Here is a 20610-nt window from a genome sequence, read left to right as displayed (position 1 = left end):
AGGGAATTGAAGGGGGCTTTGCCCGGTACGCGCATCCGGCCACGGAATGCGCGTTCGACGCGTTCCGCCGCGCCGCAGCGGTGTCGCCGGGCGATGCGGCGCTTTGCCGGATCGCCATCGTTCGTGCCGGCACGTCAATTGGCGTCGACGATGACCCGCAGCAACTCCGGCTTTTCGATCGTCACGCGTTGCCCGTGCAGCCGGATCACGCCTTCGCGCTGCAACTTCTGCAGGCTGCTGTTCAGCCGCGGGCGGCTGACATTGAGCATGGCCGCGAGGATGCTCTGATTCTCCGGTAACGGCACCTCCTGATCGCCGCCCTGCATGCGGTTCAGCAGATGGCGCGCGAGCCTTGCCTCCAGCCGGTACAGGCACGCCGACTCGACGAAATCGCTCAGCTGATGGAGGTGCCGGCACAGCTGCTCGTAGATGCGCTCCATGAACTCGGCGTTCGCCAGCAGTGGTGCGAAATACTGCCGATGCAGCAGCGAAATGCGGCAGTCCGAACTCATCTGGGCGGTAAAGCTGCGCCGCTGAGCGCGCAGCAGCGTGCTTTCGCCGATGAGCTCGCCCGGCAGCGAATGGCCCAGGATGATTTCGCGGCCGCCGGGTTCGTGCAGCGTCTTGTAGACGCGGCCGCGATGCACGAATGCCACGAAATCCTCCGGGTCTCCCTTGAAGAACAGCAGGCGGTTGCCGTGCTCGGGCCAGGGCATGAGGTGCCGCTCGATATGCGCGAGAAGGCTTTCAGGAAGCTCCGTGAGTATCGGTATATTGCGCAGCGCTTGAATGTTGGCGAAGGCAGACATGTTTCCCGTGCGCGGTTGTTTGTCAGTGCAGCCACCTAGCGGAAAACGTTGCCTTGTGAGCAGCGTGAAAGCGGAATAATCAAGATGACGTAATAGTCGGTCACGTCCCGGGCGGTCGCTCCCGACGCACATTGGAAAACGGCGATCCGGCCGGGGCAGGGGATTAAGAATTTCCATTCATAATAATCAAGAATATTCATTAAATCGAGACGCTTAATTTCGTTGTTACGCGGGTAACAGCGTTATCCGCGGCTTCGAATCGATTCTGTGTTTTCCATAAGAAAGGAAGGCACGGGATGAAAACCTCAAACCAGCGCGAGACCCCAGCCGATGCCTCATCGACGCAACGGCTCGACAGCACCTGGCGGGAAATGGAGGGCAAGTTGCGCCGCCGCGCGCGCCTCCTGTGCAAGGGCGATATTCATCGCGCCGACGAGTTGCTTTCAGATACGGCGCTCAAGGTCCATATCTACCTGCAGCGTTCGCCCGACCGTGTGCAGAACCTCGCCGGCTTTCTGTTCCTGGCGCTGAACCATGCGTTTCTCGATTGCGCGCGGCGGCGGCGCCGCGAAAACTGCGTGCTCGAATTCGATGCGAGCTGGGATGACGATCACGTCGTCGAGCTGGCAGGCCATACGCCGTCGGTCGAGCAGCAGCTCTTGCTCAGGCAGCAGCTGCTGCGTCTCGAGCACGCGCTGTCGCTGCTCCCGCAGCAGCAGCAGACGCTGTTCGTGCTGAAGTTCGAGGAAGACCGGCCGTACCTGCACATCGCCGCCACGCTCGGCATCAACGAAGCGCTGGCGAGAAAGCGCGTGGAGCTGCTGCGCAAGAAGTTGCGCGAGGAACTGGCCTGAGCGCGTTCACAAACCCAGGCTCGCAGCGTCCGTAACGGCAGATGCGGCGTCGACGCAATTGCGGCCTGCGCGTTTCTTCCACCGTATGCGGGACCCGGGATCCAAGGAGGCTTCGTGGCAGACAAAGTCAATGAACAGATCACCGACGCCGTGACGCAGTCCAACGTCAACGTCGTCGCGGGATCTCCCGCTCAGGCGCTGGGCACGCTCTACCAGATGTTCAGCCAGGCCGTCGGCATATCGGCGCAGAACATGACGCAGCAGCAGGCGGCGTTGAACCAGATTTCGAACGCGGTCGTGTCCAAGGCGGTGGCGATGATTCTGGCCGTCGAGGCGTCGCCCAAGAGCGCGCAGGGCGGCGCGCCCGGCGCCGCACCGGGCGCCGCTCCGGGCGCAGGCGCGCAGCACGGCGTGCTGCCGCCGGGCTTGCCGCAGTAGGACTGCGACGATTTCCAGGACACGTGAACCATGAACACGACAGGCAACTTGGGCGGGCAGGACGACGACGCGGCCACCGATGCACATGCGGCAAAGCGCGACGTCGCGCAACACGGGGCCGGAGCGACGGCGCCGGCAGCGGCCGATCCGCGCGCGGGCGCGTCGAAGGCGGGCGCACGATCGTGGCCGGTCAGTCGTCTGCGGCGGCTCACCGATTCGCTGAAGGCGCCGAACCAGATCCGCGAACCGGAATGGCCGGGCCGTGCGTCGATGCAGTCGGTGCAGGCGATCAATGCGGAGGCGGCGTCCTACGCGACGACCCAGATCGCCGTCGGCCCGAACATGATGATCACGCAGGCCGGTGGCCTGGTGGCGCAGGCGGCGGCGAACTACTTCGAGGCGTCCACGTCGCTGGCGATCGCCGGCAAGAGCGTGCTGATGAAGGATCTGGCGCAGAAGACCGTCGATGAAAACGTCAAGGGGATGGCGATGGACGCGATGGGGCTGCTGCTGACGGATCTGTTCGTCGCGACCGCGGCGATGGTGGCGGGCGCCGCCGAAGCGATCGAAGGCGAGGCGGCCAGCATCGCGCTCGACAAGATCGACGAAAGCCTGCAGAAGTATCAGGCGCTGCTGGACAAGAAGGGCGGCTAGGTTTGTTTTGCGATGGTTCGGCGGTGACGTGCCGGTCGCGGTTGCATTCCGGTTTCAACACCCTGCTCGAGGGCGAGGAGGCGTCAATGAATTGCCTGATTCGTATTGGCGCAAGCTGCGGCGATACGCCTGCCCGGATGGCGACGGATCTGCAGCGATCGAAGTCCCGGCGTCGGGCGGCGCTGGGCGCGAGTCCGACCTTCGAGCCCGGGAGCCGTTTGCCGCCGGCGATGCGGACCGGTTCGCCGACGCAGGCGCGCTGCCGGTTGACCCGGCGCGTGGCGTGCCGCAGCGGAGGCAGGCCTCGCACCGCCTTCCGATGAGCCGAATGCGGCGCGCGAGATGCCGACGCCTATTACCGCGCGGCGCGGAACGATCCGTACTGTACTGACTCGCACAAGCGAACGGACATTCGGGATGACGAACGTTCCGGGAAATGATGCCCGTGAAAACGCGCCGATTGACGTCGACCCGGCCGGCGACAACACTCGATCAACGGCGCCGTCGATGCATTCATTTCCGAAGTCCGTTCAACTCACGCGAGGAAAACATGCCCTACATCCTTCAGCACGTACAAGGCCTCGCGCCGCTGCCGGTGGGCGAACGCGTCTGGGGAGACGCGGCGGAGATCGATTTCGGCGCGATGACGAGCTGCATCGCGCTGGTCGAGGAAACGCCCGGCCAGCCGCTTTCGGTGCGCGCGATCCACCTGTCGATCGTCAGCGCCGACGGCACGCCCGTCTACGATCCGGCGTCGAACGTCGCCGGACAGGTCGGCGCGATCATGCAGGCGAACGGCAACCAGCTTGCATGCCTCGGGCGGATCGACATCTGGCAGAACAACGCGTCGGCCCAGGTGCGAAACTTCTTCGTCGGGCTGATGCAGCAGCTGAATATCCTGGACTGGGTACAGTTGCCCGACGGCAACCTGCGAGTGCGGATGCACAACGGGGCCATCCAGTATCGGCAGGGCGGCGCGTGGGTCGACGTGTAAGCCCGATGCGCGCCGGTGTGCGGTCTACACCATGACTTCGGATTCGTGCTCAATTCATTGCCCTGTTTCTTGATCTGAAGCAAGAAACGCGTGATCCGTTCCGGCGCGGACCCATTCGCAATCCGCGATGATCGCGATCGATGCGCAACGATTCCGTCATGTTGCGCACCGATACTGACGAGAAGCCGGCGCGCCGGGCGGGTTGATCCACGACATGACGGATGCCGCGCCGTCCGGCCTGACCTGGATCAACATCTGCCCGTCCGAGGCCCGCAATAATCGACCTGTCAGTACACCGCATCGAAACGCACGACGTAAAAGATGCAGAATGAATTCGCCTTTAAGGCGGCGATTCGACTTCTTCAAATGACCAGGGTCTGCCGAAAAGACCGGAAAACGAGATCCCCATGAGCCATTTCCTTGACCGGCTGCGTTACTTCACGACCACAAGAACTCAGTACTCCGATGGACACGGCGTCGTCACCGACGAGGACCGGAAATGGGAGGACGGCTATCGAAAACGCTGGCAGCACGACAAGATCGTCCGGTCGACGCATGGCGTGAACTGCACGGGCTCGTGCTCGTGGAAGGTCTACGTGAAGGGCGGCATCGTCACGTGGGAGACCCAGCAGACCGACTATCCGCGCACGCGCGCCGACATGCCGAACCATGAGCCGCGCGGCTGCTCGCGAGGCGCGTCGTACTCGTGGTACCTGTACAGCGCGAACCGTCTCAAGCATCCGCTCGTGCGCAGCGCGCTCGTGAAGCTGTGGCGCGAGCGCCGCAAGACGCTTGGCGCCGTCGATGCGTGGCGCGCGATCGTCGAGGACGACGACGCGCGGCGTTCGTACCAGAGCCGGCGCGGGCTCGGCGGGTTCGTGCGCGCGAGCTGGGACGAAGTCAACGAGATCGTCGCCGCCGCAAACGTTTACACGGTGAAGCGGCACGGCCCCGACCGCGTCGTCGGCTTCTCGCCGATCCCGGCGATGTCGATGGTGTCGTACGCGGCCGGCTCGCGCTACCTGTCGCTGATCGGCGGCGTGTGCCTCAGCTTCTACGACTGGTATTGCGACCTGCCGCCCGCGTCGCCGCAGACCTGGGGCGAGCAGACCGACGTGCCCGAATCGGCCGACTGGTACAACTCGACGTTCATCATGATGTGGGGCTCCAATGTCCCGCAGACCCGCACGCCGGACGCGCACTTCCTCGTCGAGGCGCGCTATCGCGGCACGAAGGTCGTGTCGGTGTTCCCCGATTACTCGGAAGGCGCGAAGTTCGGCGATCTATGGCTGCATCCGAAGCAGGGCACCGACGCGGCGCTCGCGCTCGCGATGGGGCACGTGATCCTCAAGGAATTTCACCTCGCCGGGCAGAGCGACTACTTCGTCGACTACTGCAAGCGCTACACCGACATGCCGTGCCTCGTGCGGCTCGTCCCGCACGGCGACGGCTACGTACCCGAGCGGCTCGTGCGCGCGTCCGATTTCGACGGCGCGCTCGGCGAGGCCGCGCTGCCGGAATGGAAGAGCGTGATGATCGACGACGCGACCGGCGAATTCGTCGTGCCGGTCGGCTCGGCCGGGTTTCGCTGGGGGCAGCAGGACGACGCCGACAAGGGCAAGTGGAACCTGCGCGCCGAGACGTCGAAGGGCGCGGCGCTCGCGCCGCGGCTGTCGTGCACGGCCGCGCACGACGAGGTGGTCGACGTGCTGTTCCCTTACTTCGGCAACCAGCCGCACGCGCACTTCAACCACACGCCGCACCAGTCGGAGCTGTCGCGCCGGATCGGCGTGCGCCGCGTCGCGACGCGCGACGGCGAGATGCTGGTCGCGACCGTCTACGACCTGTTCGTCGCGAACTACGGGCTCGACCAGGGCCTGGGCGGGCGCGACGTCGCGACGAGCTACGACGACGACCTGCCGTACACGCCCGCGTGGCAGGAGGCGATTACCGGCGTGAAGCGCGCCGACGTGATCTCGGTCGCGCGGCAGTTCGCGGAGAACGCGCACAAGACGCAGGGCAAGTCGATGGTGATCATCGGAGCGGGGATCAACCACTGGTTCCACATGGACATGTCGTACCGCGCGATCATCAACATGCTGATCATGTGCGGCTGCGTCGGCAAGCCGGGCGGCGGCTGGTCGCACTACGTCGGGCAGGAGAAGCTGCGCCCGCAGACGGGCTGGACCGCGCTCGCGTTCGCGCTCGACTGGAACCGCCCGCCGCGGCAGATGAACGCGACGTCGTTCTTCTACGCGCATACGGACCAATGGCGCTACGACACGATGGACCCGACCGCGTTGCTGTCGCCGCTCGCGGACAAGACGCAGTTCCATGGTTCGCCGATCGACTACAACGTGCGCGCGGAGCGGATGGGCTGGCTGCCGTCCGCGCCGCAGCTCGGCACGAACCCGCTGCGGGTCGGCGCGCAGCTCGCCGACCCGGCGCACGCGGGCGCCGACGTCGCGCGGCAATTCAAGTCGGGCGCGCTGAAGATGGCGTGCGAGGACCCCGACGCGCCGGAGAACTTCCCGCGCAACCTGTTCGTGTGGCGCTCGAACCTGCTCGGCTCGTCCGGCAAAGGGCATGAATATTTCCTGAAGCACCTGCTCGGCACGACACATGGCGTGCAGGGCGACGATCTCGGCGCGACGGGCGGGGCGCGTCCGGAAGAGGTCGCATGGCGCGACGACGCGCCGCGCGGCAAGCTCGACCTGCTCGTCACGCTCGACTTCCGGATGTCGACGACCTGCATGTACTCGGACGTCGTGCTGCCGACCGCGACGTGGTACGAGAAGGACGACATGAACACGTCCGACATGCATCCGTTCATCCATCCGCTGTCGGCCGCGGTCGATCCGGCGTGGCAGTCGAAGAGCGACTGGGAGATCTTCAAGGGGATCGCGAAGCGCTTCTCGGAACTGTGCGACGGGCATCTCGGCGTCGAGCGCGACGTCGTGCTCGCGCCGATCGCGCACGACACGCCGGCCGAGCTCGCGCAGCCGTTCGACGTGCGCGACTGGAAGCGCGGCGAGTGCGAGCCGGTTCCGGGCCGCACGATGCCGGCGGTGACGGTGGTCGAGCGCGACTACCCGAACACCTACCGCCGCTTCACGTCGCTGGGGCCGTTGATGGACAAGCTCGGCAACAGCGGCAAGGGGATCGGCTGGGATACGAAGGCCGAGGTGAAGCTGCTCGGCGAGCTGAACTATCGCGTCAGTGAAGACGGCGCGACGCAGGGCCGGCCGCGCATCGACACGGCGCTCGACGCGGCCGAGGTGATCCTGTCGCTCGCGCCGGAAACCAACGGCGAAGTCGCGGTGAAGGCATGGCGCGCGCTGTCGGGGATCACGGGCATCGACCACACGCATCTAGCCGCCGCGCGCGCGGACGAGAAGATCCGCTTCCGCGACATCCAGGCGCAGCCGCGCAAGATCATCTCGTCGCCGACCTGGAGCGGGATCGAATCGGAGCACGTGTCGTACAACGCCGGCTACGTGAACGTGCACGAACTCGTGCCGTGGCGCACGCTGTCGGGCCGCCAGCAGCTGTACCAGGACCATCCGTGGATGCGCGCGTTCGGCGAATCGCTGTGCGTGTACAAGCCGCCGATCGACACGGGCAGCTACGCGCACATGCTCGGCAAGCGCTCGAACGGCAACCCGGAGCGCGTGCTCAACTTCCTCACGCCGCACCAGAAGTGGGGGATCCACAGCACGTACACGGACAACCTGCTGATGCTGACGCTGTCGCGCGGCGGGCCGATCGTGTGGATGTCGGAGGATGACGCGAAGGCGATCGGCATCGCCGATAACGACTGGATCGAGTGCTTCAATTCGAACGGCGCGCTGTGCGCGCGGGCGGTCGTGAGCCAGCGGATTCCGGCCGGGATGGTGATGATGTATCACGCGCAGGAGAAGATCGTGAACACACCGGGCTCGGAGATCACCGGCACGCGCGGCGGCATCCACAACTCGGTGACGCGCGTCGCGCTCAAGCCGACGCACATGATCGGCGGCTACGCGCAGCTGTCGTACGGCTTCAATTACTACGGGACGGTCGGCTCGAATCGCGACGAGTTCCTGATCGTGCGGAAGATGAACAGGATCGACTGGCTCGACGGCGAAGCCGACGGCGCTGCAACAGCGAACGTTCGCGTGGGAGAAACGTCATGAAGGTACGCGCACAGATCGCGATGGTGCTGAACCTCGACAAGTGCATCGGCTGCCATACCTGCTCGGTGACCTGCAAGAACGTGTGGACGAGCCGCGCCGGGATGGAATACGCGTGGTTCAACAACGTCGAGACGAAGCCGGGCATCGGCTATCCGAAGGACTGGGAGAACCAGGAGCGCTGGCGCGGCGGCTGGACGCGGCGCGCCGACGGCAGGATCGAGCCGCGGCTCGGCAGCAAGTGGCGGCTGCTCGCGCAGATCTTCGCGAACCCGCACCTGCCCGAGATCGACGACTACTACGAGCCGTTCACGTTCGACTACGCGCACCTGCAGGAAGCCGGCGACGCGCGCGCGATGCCGGTCGCACGGCCGCGCTCGCTGGTGAGCGGCCAGCGGCTCGAGAAGATCGAATGGGGCCCGAACTGGGAGGAAATCCTCGGCGGCGAATTCGAGAAGCGCGCGAAGGACGCCAACTTCGACGCGGTGCAGAAGGAGATCTACGGGCAGTTCGAGAACACCTTCATGATGTACCTGCCGCGCCTGTGCGAGCACTGCCTGAATCCGGCGTGCGTCGCGTCGTGCCCGTCCGGCTCGATCTACAAGCGCGAGGAAGACGGCATCGTGCTGATCGACCAGGACAAGTGCCGCGGCTGGCGGATGTGCGTGTCCGGATGCCCGTACAAGAAGATCTACTACAACTGGCAGAGCGGCAAGGCGGAGAAGTGCATCTTCTGCTATCCGCGCATCGAGGCCGGCCAGCCGACCGTGTGTTCGGAAACCTGCGTCGGGCGCATCCGCTATCTCGGCGTGCTGCTGTACGACGCGGACCGGATTGGCGAAGCGGCGAGCGTCGAGCAGGAAACCGACCTGTACGAGTCGCAACTGTCGCTGTTCCTCGATCCGCACGATCCCGCGGTGATCGCGCAGGCGGAACGCGACGGCGTGCCGGCCGCATGGCTCGACGCCGCGCGGCGCTCGCCGGCGTACAAGATGGCGATCGACTGGAAGATCGCGTTCCCGCTGCATCCGGAATACCGGACGCTGCCGATGGTCTGGTACGTGCCGCCGCTGTCGCCGATCAACTCGGCCGCGAACAGCGGCGCGCTCGGGATGAACGGCTGGCTGCCGAACGTCGAGTCGCTGCGGATTCCGCTGCGCTACCTCGCGAACCTGCTGACGGCGGGCGACGAGGCGCCGGTGAAGCTCGCGCTCGAACGGCTGCTCGCGATGCGCGGCTTCATGCGCGCGCGCCACGTCGACGGCGTCGATGCGCCGGGCGTGCTGGACCAGGTCGGCCTGTCGCTTGCGCAGGTCGAGGAGATGTACCGCTATCTCGCGATCGCGAACTACGAGGACCGTTTCGTGGTCCCGACCACGCATCGCGAATACGCGGAGGACGCCTACGACCTGCGCGCGTCGTGCGGCTTCTCGTTCGGCAACGGCTGCTCGGACGGCCGGTCGGAGGCGAGCCTGTTCAGCCCGGTAAAGGGCAGGAAGACGATTCCGATCCGGGAGGCATCCTGATGAATGCGGCAACCGATCCGACCTACGCGGCGCTGTCCGCGCTGCTCGACTATCCCGACGACGCGCTGCTCGATGTGCTGGATTCGATCGACGCGCACCTGCGCGACCACGCGCAGTTGCCGAAGCCGGCGCGCGCCGGGCTCGAACGGTTCTTCGCGTACCTGCGCGAGCGCGACCTGCTGGCGCTGCAGGAAAACTACGTCGCGCTGTTCGATCGCGGCCGCGCGACGTCGCTGCATCTGTTCGAGCACGTGCACGGCGAATCGCGCGATCGCGGCCAGGCGATGGTCGACCTGCTGCAGATGTACGAGCGGCACGGCCTGTACCTGCAGCCCGGCGAGCTGCCCGATCACCTGCCGGTGCTGCTCGAGTACCTGTCGCGGCTGCCCGCGCCGGACGCGCGCAGCCTGCTCGGCGAGACGGGCGAGATCCTGCGCGCGCTCGCCGCGCAGCTCGCGAAGCGCGGCAGCCATTACGGGTTCGTCGTCGGCGCGCTGCTGTCGCTCGCCGGCGTTGCGCCGGTCGATGCGCCCGCCGAGCCGGACGACGACGCGGCGGCCGAACGGCCGAGCGCCTCCGACTACCGCGCGCTCGACGCCGCGTATGCGGACGAGGCGGTGCGCTTCGTCGGCGCGGCCACGCCCGCCGAGGAGCCGGTGCGCTTCTACGACCAACGGCCCGCCCGGCGCGCATAGGCGCGTCCGGATCAACAGGGGAAAGCCATGAACGACTACCTGCATCAATTCCTGTTCGGACTCTATCCGTACATCTGTCTTGCCGTGCTGCTGGTCGGCAGCCTGATCCGCTTCGACCGCGAGCAGTACACGTGGAAGAGCGATTCGTCGCAGCTGCTGCGGCACGGCGCGCTGCGGCTCGGCAGCAACCTGTTCCACTGGGGCGTGCTCGTCGTCGTGCTCGGGCACTTCGCGGGCTTCCTCGCGCCGCACTGGCTCGTGTCGCCGTTCCTGTCGGCGTCGGGGCACCAGCTCGTCGCGATGATCGCGGGCGGCGCGGCCGGCGTCGCGGGGATCATCGGCCTGACGATCCTGATCGCGCGGCGGCTCGGCGATCCACGCATCCGGCGCAACAGCCGCAAGTCGGACCTCCTGATCGTGCTGATGCTGTGGGTGCAGCTCGCGCTCGGGCTCGGCACCGTCGTGCTGTCGACGCGCCACATGGACGGCGCGATGTTCGAGCAGCTCACCGACTACGTGAAGGGCGTCGTCACGTTCCGGCCGGACCTCGCGAGCCTGCTCGCCGGCGTGCCGCTGACCTACCGGCTGCACATCCTGCTCGGCTTCACGATCTTCCTCGTGTCGCCGTTCACGCGGATGGTGCACATCTGGAGCGGGATCGCGTCGGTCGCGTACCTGATCCGGCCGTATCAGCTCGTGCGCAAGCGCTGAGGGAGAAGCCACATGAATGCTGTATCGGAGGCCCTGACGCCGCCGCTGAGCGTCAACGGCATCGCGATCGGTGACGCCGCGATCGAGGCCGAGCGCGCGCATCACGGCGATGCGCCGGACCCGCTCGACGCCGCGCGGCGTGCGCTCGTCGTGCGCGAACTGCTGCGCCAGCGCGCGGTCGCGCTCGGGCTGGCCGCCGACGGCGCGCCGCTCGACGATGCCACGCTCGACGCGCTGCTCGAATGCGAGCTGACGCACGTGCCGCAGCCCGATCGCGCGGACCGCGAACGCTATTACGCGCAGCACCCCGCGCGGTTCCGGCGCAACGACATCGTCTACGCGAGCCACATCCTGTTCGCGGTGACGGACCGCGTGCCGCTCGCGCCGCTGCGCGGCCGCGCGGAAGCCGCGCTGGCGGGCGTGCTCGCGGCGCCGGAGACGTTCGAGGCGGTCGCCCGGGCGTCGTCGAACTGCCCGTCGGCGACGGTGGGCGGCAGCCTCGGGCAACTGTTGCGCGGCGACTCGGCGCCCGAATTCGAGGCGGCGCTGTTCGACTCGGATGCGCTCGGCGTGCTGCCGCGCCTCGTCAACACGCGCTACGGCTTTCACATCGTGCGCGTCGAGCGCCGCGTGGCCGGCGAGGCCGTGCCGTTCGACGAGGTCGACACGCGCATCGCCTCGTTTCTCGCGGAACGCGTGCGGCGCAACGCGATGCGGCAGTACGTGGCGATTCTCGCGGGCGGCGCGCGCGTCGAAGGCATCGCGCTCGACGGCGCGAACGGCCCGCTCGTTCAATGAAACGGAGTGTGATGAATGGCAACTCACAGTAATACCGGCGCGCTCGCGAATGCGCAGGCGGTGCCGTTGCGCGCGTGGTCGGTGCTCGCCGCGAGCACGCTCGCGTTCATGGTGTGCTTCGTCGTGTGGATGATGTTCGGCGTGCTCGGCGTGCAGTTGCGCACCGATCTCGGCCTGAACGGCACGGAGTTCGGGCTGCTGACGTCGACGCCCGTTCTCACCGGCGCGCTGATGCGCCTGCCGCTCGGCACCTGGACCGACCGCTTCGGCGGCCGCATCGTGATGACGGTGCTGCTCGTCGTCTGCGCGGTGCCAGTCTACATCGTCAGCTATGCGACGCAGCTCTGGCAGTTCCTCGTGATCGGCCTGTTCCTCGGCTGCGTCGGCGCGTCGTTCGCGGTCGGCACGCCGTACGTCGCGCGCTTCTTCCCGCCGCAGCGGCGCGGTCTGGCGATGGGCGTGTTCGGTGCGGGCACGTCCGGCGCCGCAGTCAACCTGTTCGTCACGCCGCTGCTGCTCTCCGCGTACGGCTGGCGCGTCGTGCCGCGCGTCTATGCGGTCGCGCTGCTCGTCACGGCGGTGATCTTCTGGCTCGCGTCGGCGCCCGATCCGGGCGCGGGCAGGAAGGGCGGCTCGTGGCTCGATTCGTTCAAGGTGCTGCGCGACCGGCGCGTGTGGCGGTTGTGCCAGTACTACTCGATCACGTTCGGCGGCTTCACCGCGCTGTCGCTGTGGATTCCTCAGTACCTGATGGCCGAATACGGGATGACGCTCGTCGCGGCGTCGGCGTTCGCCGCCGGCTTCTCGCTGCCGGGCTCGGTGCTGCGCGCGCTCGGCGGCGCGCTCGCGGACCGCTTCGGCGCGCACGCGGTCACGTGGTGGGGCCTGTGGGTCGCGTGGATCTGCCTGTTCGTGCTGTCGTATCCGGCGACCGACTTCGTGATCCACACGATCGACGGCACCGCATCGCTGCATCTCGCGATGCCGCTCGCCGGCTTCGTCGCGATCGCGTTCGTGCTCGGCGCGGTGTTCGCGCTCGGGATGGCGTCGACCTTCAAGTACGTCGCCGACGATTTCCCGGACAACATGGGCGTCGTGACCGGCATCGTCGGGCTCGCGGGCGGCCTCGGCGGGTTCCTGCTGCCGATCCTGTTCGGCATGCTGCTCGACCTGCTGCGCGTGCGGACCACCTGCTTCATGTTCCTGTACGGGATCGTCTGGGTGTCGCTGATCCTGATCTACCTGTCGGAAGTGCGCCGCAAGCCGATCGTCGCTTGACGACGTCGACGGCGCGACGATCGCGCACCGTTTTTCCCGCACCGGCCGCGCTTCGTCGCGGCCGGTGCGTTTGTGTCACGTCACGACGCCGCCACGAATGTTCGGCTATGCTGCATCCTTTGGCGCTTCGATCGAGAGGGGACCATGCGGCGTGTCGTGTTCAACCAGAAGGGCGGCGTAGGCAAATCGACGATCGTCTGTAATCTCGCCGCGATCAGCGCGAGCGAAGGGCTGCGCACGCTGGTGATCGACCTGGACGCGCAGGCGAACTCGACCCAGTACCTGCTCGGCGAGCGCGCCGAAGACACCGCGCCGACCGTCGCCGACTTCTTCGAAACCGCGCTGACGTTCAACTTCCGGCCGGTCGACGCCGCGTCGTACATTCATCCGACCCCGTTCGAGAACCTCGACGTGATGCCCGCGCATCCGGATCTCGATGCGCTGCACGGCAAGCTCGAATCCCGCTACAAGATCTACAAGCTGCGCGACGCGCTGAACGAGCTCGACGCGTACGACGCGGTCTACATCGACACGCCGCCCGCGCTCAATTTCTACACGCGGTCCGCGCTGATCGCGGTCGAGCGCTGCCTGATCCCGTTCGACTGCGACGACTTCTCGCGCCGCGCGCTGTACACGCTGCTCGAGAACGTGAAGGAGATCCAGCAGGACCACAACGCGGGGCTCGAGGTCGAAGGGATCGTGATCAACCAGTTCCAGCCGCGCGCGAGCCTGCCGCAGCAGCTCGTCGACGAACTCGTCGGCGAAGGGCTGCCCGTGCTCGCGTCGCGGCTGTCGTCGTCGGTGAAGATCCGTGAGTCGCATCAGCGTGCGACCCCGGTCATTCATCTCGAACCGGGGCACAAGCTCGCGCAGGAATTCCGCGCGCTGCACCAGGAACTGGCCGGCTGACGCCGGCGCGCGCTGCCCGAATCACCGCCATCCACGCCCGCGCACGCGTGCGCGGCGCCCGCCCTCGCCATTTCTCGCTGCCGGGACCATGCGTCCGGCCTTATTCCTGTATCTTGAAAATAATCGTGAAAACGATTTTGATGAAAATCAGGAAAAACGATTTCATTCGCCGCAATTCACCAATAAATGATCCATCTATAAACGCGCACTAATTTTCATTCGTCATAATAATAGGCGTGTAAAACTTTCCCGCCGGTTCGGCAAAAAAGAAGTAAGAATGTGAAAATCGTTTTCAGGTGGGCCTTTGCGACATGTCCCTGAAATAAATTGCCGCCCGACCCGATTGGTGCGGCTGTTTACGAATTAGGGTTTATACGTAGCATTGATGCCATTCGATTGACAATTAATTGTCGTAGAGTGGACACTCTAAACTTCGCGCAATTAATGTATGATGTGCGATAAATAAGAAACCGAACGAAATGTTCGGCATCCGTTATTTCCTACACAAACTCTCGCATTGTAAACAGGAGCGTGCCCGATGTCCTTTTTTGCCCCCGAGAAGTTTATTGCCGATTACCAATCCGGCGTCGCTGCCTGGTTTGCCGTCGCCCATCCGGCGCTGCGCGGTTTCGAGGCCGTGGTCGACCTCAACCTGCAGGCGACCAAGACGGCGCTGACGGAATACGAAGACAGCCTGAGGGGCGCATTCGGCGGCGCCAGCCCCGCCGACTTCATCACGCATCAACTGGGCGCGTCGCAGCAGACGGTCACCAAGGCGGCGTCGTATGGCCGCCATCTGCTCGACATCGCGACGGCGACCCAGGCCGAGTGGGCGAAGGTCGCGCAAGCGCAGTACGAGCAGAACGACAAGCGCCTGAAGGACGTGATCAGCGAGCTGACGAAGCACGCGCCGGCCGGCACGGCTCCGGTGGTCGCCGCCTTCAACACGGCGCTGTCCGCGGCCACCGCGGCGGCGGAATCGGTGCGCGCGGCGACGGGCCAGGTGATCGAGGCGGCGCAAAGCGGCCTCGACGCGGTCGGCGCGTCCGCGCGCAACGGCAAGGCGGCGGCGGGCGCACGCAAGGATGCGGGCGCGCGCGAAACGGCGGCCTGAGCTCGCGTCGCGCGTTCGCGCGACGCATCGATCGACGCGACCCGCCGCCGGACGCCGCGTGTGCCACGCGACGTTTGGCTGCGATGTTCGCGAGCCGCCGTGCCGCGTAGCGGTCGTGCGGCAACCGATGCCGGACCGGCGCTGGCCGGCGGCACAACAGCAATGCGACTCTGATGCAGGAATCGAACATGACGGACGTAGTGATCGTATCGGCCGCGCGGACCGCGGTCGGCAAATTCGGCGGCACGCTCGCGAAGATCGCGGCGCCGGAGCTGGGCGCGACGGTGATCCGGGCGGTGCTGGAGCGCGCCGGCGTGAAGCCGGAGCAGGTGAGCGAAGTGATCATGGGCCAGGTGCTGGCGGCCGGCTCGGGCCAGAACCCGGCGCGGCAGTCGCTGATCAAGGCCGGGCTGCCGAGCGCGGTGCCGGGGATGACGATCAACAAGGTGTGCGGGTCGGGCCTGAAGGCGGTGATGCTGGCGGCGAACGCGATCATTGCCGGCGAAGCGGAGATCGTGATCGCGGGCGGGCAGGAGAACATGAGCGCGGCGCCGCACGTGCTGCCGGGCTCGCGCGACGGGTTCCGGATGGGCGACGCGAAGCTGGTCGACACGATGATCGTGGACGGGCTGTGGGACGTGTACAACCAGTACCACATGGGGATCACGGCGGAGAACGTCGCGAAGGAATACGGGATCACGCGCGAGGAGCAGGACGCATTCGCGGCGCTGTCGCAGAACAAGGCGGAAGCGGCGCAGAAGGCGGGCCGCTTCGACGACGAGATCGTGCCGGTGTCGATCCCGCAGAAGAAGGGCGAGCCGCTGCAGTTCGCGACCGACGAGTTCGTGCGTCATGGCGTGACGGCGGACGCGCTGGCGGGGCTGAAGCCGGCGTTCGCGAAGGAAGGCACGGTGACGGCGGCGAACGCGTCGGGGCTCAACGACGGCGCGGCGGCGGTGCTGGTGATGTCGGCGCAGAAGGCGGCGGCGCTGGGTCTGACGCCGCTGGCGCGGATCAAGGCGTACGCGAACGCGGGCGTGGACCCGAGCGTGATGGGGATGGGTCCGGTGCCGGCATCGCGGCGGTGCCTGGAGCGCGCGGGCTGGACGCCGGGCGACCTGGACCTGATGGAGATCAACGAGGCGTTCGCGGCGCAGGCGCTGGCGGTGCACAAGCAGATGGGCTGGGACACGTCGAAGGTGAACGTGAACGGCGGGGCGATCGCGATCGGGCATCCGATCGGGGCGTCGGGCTGCCGGATCCTGGTGACGCTGCTGCACGAGATGGTCAAGCGCGACGCGAAGCGCGGGCTGGCGTCGCTGTGCATCGGCGGCGGGATGGGTGTCGCGCTCGCGGTCGAGCGCGGTTGAGCGGTTTCTGACAGCGGTTCCGGAGACTAGGCGCCGCCGCGGTGCAGGCCTGCACCGCGGCGGCGCATGACGGCATGCGCGCCGCACAAGCAGTTCACAACAAAAACGCGCGATTCGACGATGCGTGCAGCGCATCGAAGCGATGTGGAGGCACACGGCGCCCAAACGGCACCGAACGGCCGCGCCACATCATCGATTACTCTTTTTGTCGGTACTTTATAGGATGACTAAGCGAATTGCGGTTGTGACAGGTGGAATGGGCGGTCTCGGCGAGGCAATCAGCATCCGGTTGCACGACGCGGGCTACCGGGTTGTCGTCACGTATTCGCCGAACAACAATGGCGTCGACCGCTGGTTGACCGAGATGCACGCCGCGGGCCGCGAATTCAAAGCGTATCCGGTGGACGTGGCCGATCACGACTCGTGCCAGCAATGCGTGGCGAAGATCGTGCAGGACGTCGGGCCGATCGACGTGCTGGTGAACAACGCGGGCATCACGCGCGACATGACGTTCCGCAAGCTCGACAAGGTCAACTGGGACGCGGTGATCCGCACCAACCTCGATTCCGTGTTCAACATGACCAAGCCGGTGTGCGAAGGGATGGTCGAGCGCGGCTGGGGCCGGATCGTCAACATCTCGTCGGTCAACGGCTCGAAGGGGTCGGTCGGCCAGACCAACTACGCGGCCGCGAAGGCCGGCATGCACGGCTTCACGAAATCGCTCGCGCTGGAAGTGGCGCGCAAGGGCGTGACGGTGAACACCGTGTCGCCCGGCTATCTCGCGACGAAGATGGTGACGGCGATTCCGCAGGACGTCCTCGACAGCAAGATCCTGCCGCAGATTCCGGCCGGCCGGCTCGGCAAGCCCGAGGAGGTCGCGGCGCTCGTCGCGTACCTGTGCTCCGAGGAGGCGGGCTTCGTGACCGGCTCCAACATCGCGATCAACGGCGGGCAGCACATGCATTGACGCGCGGCGGCCCGGGCCGCGCGGTCGCGCGCCCGGGTCGTGCTCCAGCGGTATCCAGCGCCGGGGCAGTGCGCGTGCGCGATGACGATGACGGACGCGGGCCTCGTCCCGCTCGTCCCGCTCGGCCCGCTCGCCGTCGCCCGCCCGGCGCGCCGCCGCGGCTTCACATTCCGGAGCAGGCATGGGTGACACCTCGATGGGGCTCGCGATCGGCGGGGCAGCGCTCGCCGTCGCGCTGACGGCGACGATCGTTCACTACTGGCTCGAGCGGCGCCGCGCGCGCTTGCTGCGCGACTTCGATCATCGCGACTGCTGGCGTGCGGCATACGGCAAGGCGGCCTTGCGCGGCGTCAGGGCGAAGCGCCTGGCGGGCTGAGCGGCCACGTGGCGGCGCAGCCTGCCGCTGCGTCGCCACGGACTGTACTCAGTCGCTGCTGTCCTTGTGGAACACCCGCTTCGTCGTGCGCTTGGTTGCGTCCCAGCCTTCGCGCGATGCGTGCTTGGTCGCGTCCCAACCCTCGCGCGAAGCATGCGCGATGCCGTGGCCGACCGTCTTCGCGGCGCTCGCCGTTGCATGGCCGAAGCCGCGCGCGGCCTCGCCGGTCTTGTGCGCGGCTTCCTTCGAATCGCGCTTGATGTCCTGCTTCACCTCGGACAGGTCCGCGTGCGCGGCCGGGCAAACCGTCGCGAACACGAGCGCGGCAAAAATGAACTGACGACCTTTCACAACCAGATTCCTCCCAACGTTGTCATCGAATCTCCGCGCCGCCGCCAGGCGGGCGAAGCGCACCGGCCGCGGACGCATCGAGCATCACCGCGGCGCGGCCGCTCAGCAGCACGCGCTCGCCGCAGCGAAGCGTGAAGCCGTACAGCACCGTGACGTCGTCGCCGCCGACGCGTTCGGCTTCGACGGTCAGCGGCGCGTCGCACGTGTCGAGGCGCTCGACGAACGCGTCCACGCCGCGCACGCTTGCCAGAAAGCCGGCGCGCGGCCGCTCGCGCGGCGCGCCGACGAGCGCGCCGTGCACGGCCATCGCCTGCGCCGCGTACTCGATCCCGCAGACCGACGCGAGCCGGCCGTGCGCGCGCAGCGGGTTGCGCGGATCGCGGTGGCTCGTCGCCGTGCAGCGGATCCGCGCGTCGTCCCAGAAGTCGACCGTGTCGAGCAGGCACATCGCGCCGTCGTGCGGAATGTGCGCGGCGATCCACGCGCGGTCGCGCATCGTGCCGACGGTTGTCATCGCGCAGGCTCCGCGAATGCGTCCGGCAGCATGACGTCGACCTGCACGCGCCGGTCCGCCAGATAGTCGAGCACGACGCGCGTGGCGCGCGGTGCGGCGAGCGCATCGAGCAGCGGCAGCGCGCGCGCGGCGGGATTGCCGACGCGCAACGCTTCGAGCGCGGGCGACGCGAGCGTCGTCGCGGGCGCATCGGTGAGCTGCACGTCGATGCGCGCGAGCGTGGCCGCGCCAGCCTCGGGCGCGAGCACGAGCGCGACGCCGAACGCATCGACGATCGGCCGCACCGCGCGCAGCGGCTCCGGATAGTCGGTGTCGTATGCGATCAGCAGGCACGGCACGCGATCGACCGCGACCTGGCAGACGCTTTCGAGCAGCCCGGCGGCGAAGCTGCCGTCATGCGCGCACAGCACGTTCGACGCGGCCGTCGCGCCCGTCGCGATGCTCCAGTAGCCGGCCGGCGCGTTGTGCACGGAATTGTGGAAGCGCGTCGGCGACAGCAGCCGGTCGTCGCCCGCGAGCGTTTCGCAGATCGCATGGCAGTTCTGGCTGTCGCCGCCGGACGCGCTGAACACGGTTGCGAGCGTCGCGGCGTCGCGTCCGCTGGCGGCGACCGCTTCGCGGCCGACCGCGAGCGCGACCCGCACGACGGGGCCGGTGCGCCGCCGCTCGGCGCTCGGCAGGCCGGCCGGCGGCGGCAGCGCGGTGCGCGCGCCCGCATAGGCCGCGCGGCCGGCGAGCACGTCGGCCGCGTGCGGCCAGTCGTTCAATCCCGGCCCGATGAGGCCGATGCTCTCGATGTAGGCGCTGAGTGTCATGTCGGTGGTCAGCGGCGCGCGTAGTCGGCGCGGCCGAGGATCAGGCTGCAGTTCGTGCCGCCGAAGCCGAACGCATTGCTGAGCACGGCGCGCACGCGCGCGTCGCGGCTCGCGAGCACGTAGTCGGACGTGAGCGCCGGGTCGGGGTGCGTCGTGTTGACGCCGGCCGGCACGAACTGGCCGCGCAGCGCGACCGCGGCAATGACCGCCTCGAGCGCGCCGGCCGCGCCGAGCGTGTGGCCGGTCGCGCCCTTGGTCGAGCTGCACGGCGTCTGCGCGAACAGCGCGCCGACCGCGCGGCCTTCCGCAGCGTCGTTGCTCGGCGTCGCGGTGCCGTGCAGGTTGATGTAGTCGATGTCGCCCGCGCCGAGGCCGGCCGACGCCAGCGCCTGCTCGATCGCGGCGCGCGCGCCGAGCCCGTCCGGATGCGGCGACGACATGTGATGCGCGTCGCTCGACTCGCCGATGCCGAGCAGCAGGATCGCGCTATCGTCGAGCGCGTCGGGCGACGCAGGCACGCGCTCGACGAGCGCGAACGCCGCGGCCTCGCCGATCGAGATCCCGTCGCGTGCGACGTCGAACGGCCGGCACGGCCGGCGCGACAGCAGTTCGAGCGAATTGAAGCCGTACAGCGTCGTGAGGCACAGCGAATCGACGCCGCCGACGACCGCCGCATCGATCAGGCCCGCGGCGAGCATGCGGCGCGCGGAGCCGAACACCTTCGCGCCGGACGAGCACGCGGACGACACCGCCAGCGCCGGGCCGCGCAGCGCGAAGTAGGCGCGCACGAATGCGGCGGGCGAATACGGGTTGTGGGTCTGCGCGTAGTGGAAGCCGGCCGGCAGCGCGCCGCTTTGCGGGTCGCGGCGCCGATACGCGTGCTCGGTTTCGAGGATGCCGGCGGTGCTGGTGCCGACGAACACGCCGACACGTTCGGCGCCGTAGCGCGACACGGCGGCCGCGACCCGTTCGGCGAAACCATCCTGCGTGAGGCCGAGCTGCGCGAGGCGGTTGTTGCGGCACTCGAATTCGCTCAGGTCGGCGCGCACCGGCTGCGCGTCGACGCCGTCCACCGCGCCGATCCAGGTGTCGAGGTCCGCGCGCTCGAAGTCGCATCGCGTGAGTCCGCCGCGCGCGCCGCGCAGCGCGGCGACGGTCGCGTCGAGTCCGCGCCCGATGCAGCTGGTGGCCGTGAAATGCGAAAGCAGGAGAGGGTTCACGAGGGTCGAATCCGGTTGCCGGTTCGGGCGCCGCGGTGCGTGGTG

At 67.6% G+C, this 20610-nt stretch carries 20 protein-coding genes; 15 read left to right on the top strand and 5 right to left on the bottom strand.

All coding sequences use genetic code 11. The features are described 5' to 3' along the window. Positions 1–134: 134 nt before the first annotated feature. Entirely contained in the window at positions 135–809 is a 675-nt protein-coding gene (locus tag ACFIMZ_RS16890) for a Crp/Fnr family transcriptional regulator (RefSeq protein WP_431820508.1), read from the bottom strand. Between the two features lie 296 nt (positions 810–1105). On the opposite strand from ACFIMZ_RS16890, the gene ACFIMZ_RS16885 reads away from it, so the two are divergent. The 15 genes from ACFIMZ_RS16885 (at position 1106) to ACFIMZ_RS16815 (ending at position 17665) form a co-directional block, all read left to right on the top strand. After that, positions 1106–1663 carry an RNA polymerase sigma factor gene (locus tag ACFIMZ_RS16885; RefSeq protein WP_431820507.1) on the top strand — a complete coding sequence of 186 codons (558 nt, stop codon included), beginning with the start codon at positions 1106–1108 and terminating at the stop codon, positions 1661–1663. 114 nt (positions 1664–1777) lie between these two features. Next, a complete protein-coding gene (locus ACFIMZ_RS16880; protein ID WP_431820506.1) occupies positions 1778–2101 on the top strand; it encodes a RebB family R body protein in 324 nt (107 codons plus the stop codon). Positions 2102–2131: 30 nt separating this feature from the next. Continuing rightward, positions 2132–2755, top strand: a complete 624-nt coding sequence (locus tag ACFIMZ_RS16875; RefSeq protein ID WP_431820505.1) for a hypothetical protein — start codon at positions 2132–2134, stop codon at positions 2753–2755. Positions 2756–3305: 550 nt separating this feature from the next. After that, positions 3306–3749 carry a hypothetical protein gene (locus ACFIMZ_RS16870; RefSeq protein WP_431820504.1) on the top strand — a complete coding sequence of 148 codons (444 nt, stop codon included), beginning with the start codon at positions 3306–3308 and terminating at the stop codon, positions 3747–3749. 407 nt (positions 3750–4156) lie between these two features. Next, entirely contained in the window at positions 4157–7924 is a 3768-nt protein-coding gene (locus ACFIMZ_RS16865) for a nitrate reductase subunit alpha (protein WP_431820503.1), read from the top strand. Continuing rightward, positions 7921–9447, top strand: coding sequence for a nitrate reductase subunit beta (narH, locus tag ACFIMZ_RS16860; protein WP_431820502.1), 1527 nt, complete (start codon positions 7921–7923; stop codon positions 9445–9447). The genes ACFIMZ_RS16865 and narH overlap by 4 nt, the downstream gene beginning before the upstream one ends. Beyond that, a complete protein-coding gene (narJ, locus tag ACFIMZ_RS16855) occupies positions 9447–10142 on the top strand; it encodes a nitrate reductase molybdenum cofactor assembly chaperone (protein WP_431820501.1) in 696 nt (231 codons plus the stop codon). The genes narH and narJ overlap by 1 nt, the downstream gene beginning before the upstream one ends. 27 nt (positions 10143–10169) lie before the next feature. Continuing rightward, a complete protein-coding gene (narI, locus tag ACFIMZ_RS16850) occupies positions 10170–10853 on the top strand; it encodes a respiratory nitrate reductase subunit gamma (protein ID WP_431820500.1) in 684 nt (227 codons plus the stop codon). A gap of 12 nt (positions 10854–10865) precedes the next feature. Beyond that, positions 10866–11651, top strand: a complete 786-nt coding sequence (locus tag ACFIMZ_RS16845) for a peptidylprolyl isomerase (RefSeq protein ID WP_431820499.1) — start codon at positions 10866–10868, stop codon at positions 11649–11651. 15 nt (positions 11652–11666) lie between these two features. Then, positions 11667–12929, top strand: a complete 1263-nt coding sequence (locus ACFIMZ_RS16840) for an MFS transporter (RefSeq protein WP_431820498.1) — start codon at positions 11667–11669, stop codon at positions 12927–12929. A 144-nt stretch (positions 12930–13073) separates the two neighbouring features. Then, positions 13074–13838 carry a ParA family protein gene (locus tag ACFIMZ_RS16835; RefSeq protein ID WP_431820497.1) on the top strand — a complete coding sequence of 255 codons (765 nt, stop codon included), beginning with the start codon at positions 13074–13076 and terminating at the stop codon, positions 13836–13838. A gap of 538 nt (positions 13839–14376) precedes the next feature. Further along, a complete protein-coding gene (gene phaP, locus ACFIMZ_RS16830) occupies positions 14377–14952 on the top strand; it encodes a TIGR01841 family phasin (protein WP_431820496.1) in 576 nt (191 codons plus the stop codon). Between the two features lie 188 nt (positions 14953–15140). Beyond that, the gene (locus ACFIMZ_RS16825; RefSeq protein WP_431820495.1) at positions 15141–16322 is read left to right on the top strand and encodes an acetyl-CoA C-acetyltransferase; all 1182 of its coding nucleotides are present in this window, start codon (positions 15141–15143) and stop codon (positions 16320–16322) included. 223 nt (positions 16323–16545) lie between these two features. After that, entirely contained in the window at positions 16546–17289 is a 744-nt protein-coding gene (gene phbB, locus ACFIMZ_RS16820) for an acetoacetyl-CoA reductase (protein WP_431820494.1), read from the top strand. A 181-nt stretch (positions 17290–17470) separates the two neighbouring features. Next, positions 17471–17665 (top strand): hypothetical protein, encoded by a 195-nt coding sequence (locus tag ACFIMZ_RS16815; RefSeq protein ID WP_431820493.1) that lies wholly within the window; start codon positions 17471–17473, stop codon positions 17663–17665. Positions 17666–17713: 48 nt separating this feature from the next. Here ACFIMZ_RS16815 and ACFIMZ_RS16810 read toward each other — a convergent pair whose 3' ends face one another. From ACFIMZ_RS16810 to ACFIMZ_RS16795, 4 genes are read right to left on the bottom strand one after another with little or no spacing between them, the layout of a single operon-like run. Further along, positions 17714–18016, bottom strand: coding sequence for a hypothetical protein (locus tag ACFIMZ_RS16810; protein WP_431820492.1), 303 nt, complete (start codon positions 18014–18016; stop codon positions 17714–17716). A 22-nt stretch (positions 18017–18038) separates the two neighbouring features. Beyond that, entirely contained in the window at positions 18039–18530 is a 492-nt protein-coding gene (locus tag ACFIMZ_RS16805) for a hotdog family protein (protein WP_431820491.1), read from the bottom strand. Then, complete coding sequence (locus ACFIMZ_RS16800) at positions 18527–19345, bottom strand: beta-ketoacyl synthase chain length factor (RefSeq protein ID WP_431820490.1); 819 nt, start codon at positions 19343–19345, stop codon at positions 18527–18529. Before ACFIMZ_RS16800 ends, ACFIMZ_RS16805 begins: the two co-directional genes overlap by 4 nt. A gap of 8 nt (positions 19346–19353) precedes the next feature. Continuing rightward, positions 19354–20565, bottom strand: a complete 1212-nt coding sequence (locus ACFIMZ_RS16795) for a beta-ketoacyl-[acyl-carrier-protein] synthase family protein (RefSeq protein WP_431820489.1) — start codon at positions 20563–20565, stop codon at positions 19354–19356. Positions 20566–20610: the final 45 nt, after the last annotated feature.

Origin of the sequence: Burkholderia sp. F1 (genome assembly GCF_050813845.1) — a bacterium.
Taxonomy (GTDB): Bacteria; Pseudomonadota; Gammaproteobacteria; order Burkholderiales; family Burkholderiaceae; genus Burkholderia; species Burkholderia ubonensis.
This window is presented reverse-complemented; position numbering and strand designations above follow the sequence as displayed.

Bases quoted from the DNA above. Each gene is read 5' to 3' on its own strand.
- ACFIMZ_RS16845 (WP_431820499.1), top strand. From the start codon at position 10,866: ATGAATGCTGTATCGGAGGCCCTGACGCCGCCGCTGAGCGTCAACGGC.
- ACFIMZ_RS16815 (WP_431820493.1), top strand. From the start codon at position 17,471: ATGGGTGACACCTCGATGGGGCTCGCGATCGGCGGGGCAGCGCTCGCC.
- narI (WP_431820500.1), top strand. From the start codon at position 10,170: ATGAACGACTACCTGCATCAATTCCTGTTCGGACTCTATCCGTACATC.
- narJ (WP_431820501.1), top strand. From the start codon at position 9,447: ATGAATGCGGCAACCGATCCGACCTACGCGGCGCTGTCCGCGCTGCTC.
- ACFIMZ_RS16835 (WP_431820497.1), top strand. From the start codon at position 13,074: ATGCGGCGTGTCGTGTTCAACCAGAAGGGCGGCGTAGGCAAATCGACG.
- ACFIMZ_RS16870 (WP_431820504.1), top strand. From the start codon at position 3,306: ATGCCCTACATCCTTCAGCACGTACAAGGCCTCGCGCCGCTGCCGGTG.
- ACFIMZ_RS16825 (WP_431820495.1), top strand. From the start codon at position 15,141: ATGACGGACGTAGTGATCGTATCGGCCGCGCGGACCGCGGTCGGCAAA.
- phbB (WP_431820494.1), top strand. From the start codon at position 16,546: ATGACTAAGCGAATTGCGGTTGTGACAGGTGGAATGGGCGGTCTCGGC.
- ACFIMZ_RS16805 (WP_431820491.1), bottom strand. From the start codon at position 18,530: ATGACAACCGTCGGCACGATGCGCGACCGCGCGTGGATCGCCGCGCAC.
- ACFIMZ_RS16840 (WP_431820498.1), top strand. From the start codon at position 11,667: ATGGCAACTCACAGTAATACCGGCGCGCTCGCGAATGCGCAGGCGGTG.
- phaP (WP_431820496.1), top strand. From the start codon at position 14,377: ATGTCCTTTTTTGCCCCCGAGAAGTTTATTGCCGATTACCAATCCGGC.
- ACFIMZ_RS16875 (WP_431820505.1), top strand. From the start codon at position 2,132: ATGAACACGACAGGCAACTTGGGCGGGCAGGACGACGACGCGGCCACC.
- narH (WP_431820502.1), top strand. From the start codon at position 7,921: ATGAAGGTACGCGCACAGATCGCGATGGTGCTGAACCTCGACAAGTGC.
- ACFIMZ_RS16800 (WP_431820490.1), bottom strand. From the start codon at position 19,345: ATGACACTCAGCGCCTACATCGAGAGCATCGGCCTCATCGGGCCGGGA.
- ACFIMZ_RS16890 (WP_431820508.1), bottom strand. From the start codon at position 809: ATGTCTGCCTTCGCCAACATTCAAGCGCTGCGCAATATACCGATACTC.
- ACFIMZ_RS16865 (WP_431820503.1), top strand. From the start codon at position 4,157: ATGAGCCATTTCCTTGACCGGCTGCGTTACTTCACGACCACAAGAACT.
- ACFIMZ_RS16885 (WP_431820507.1), top strand. From the start codon at position 1,106: ATGAAAACCTCAAACCAGCGCGAGACCCCAGCCGATGCCTCATCGACG.